The sequence below is a fragment of the Mesorhizobium sp. M7A.F.Ca.CA.004.04.2.1 genome (assembly GCF_004022825.1).
GTDB lineage: Bacteria > Pseudomonadota > Alphaproteobacteria > Rhizobiales > Rhizobiaceae > Mesorhizobium.
The window spans coordinates 1-626 of sequence record NZ_RZPH01001665.1 but is presented as its reverse complement, the minus strand read 5'-3'; the positions used below and the strand labels follow the sequence as shown (position 1 = coordinate 626).

General features: G+C 61.5%; 1 protein-coding gene. It reads right to left on the bottom strand.

Translation table 11 applies throughout. The annotated features are described in order from the left end of the window. Positions 1–128: 128 nt before the first annotated feature. Positions 129–617, bottom strand: coding sequence for a pantetheine-phosphate adenylyltransferase (gene coaD, locus EN893_RS36845; RefSeq protein ID WP_128362302.1), 489 nt, complete (start codon positions 615–617; stop codon positions 129–131). Positions 618–626 lie beyond the last annotated feature (9 nt).

The following is a 626-nucleotide window of genomic DNA, read 5'->3' as shown; positions in this document are numbered from 1 at the left end:
CCTTCAGCGTGATGATCATTGTGTTTTCCGGGTCGGCGGCGAAAGCCGAGACCGACACAGCCACAAGACCGGCGAGCACGACAAGGAACGAGGCTAGCTTTTTCAGCTGCATGGTTTTCTCCGAAAACTTACTTCTTGAACTTGGCTGTGAGCGCACCGGCAACCGCCGCCGGCACGAAGGGGCGAATGTCGCCGCCCATCGAGGCAATCTGGCGAACAAGTGTGGCGGTAATGGTGCGTACCGAAGGACTGGCGGGCAGAAAAACCGTCTGCAGTTGGGGCGCCATGGTCTCGTTCATGCCGGCCATCTGCATCTCATAGTCGAGGTCGGTGCCGTCGCGCAGGCCGCGGATCATGATCGAGGCGCCCTGCTTCCTGGCGGCGTCGATGACCAGCCCGTCGAAGGCGACGACCTTGATGCGGGCACCGTCGCTGCCGAATTCCGTCTTCGTCGCCGTCTCGATCAGCTTCACCCGCTCCTCGAAGGAAAACAGCGGTTGCTTGCCCGGATGGATGCCGATCGCCGCATAAACGATATCCGCCACGGCCAGCGAGGCCTTCAGCACATCGAGATGGCCGTTGGTCAGCGGGTCGAAGGAGCCGGCATAGAGGGCGATGCGTTCAGT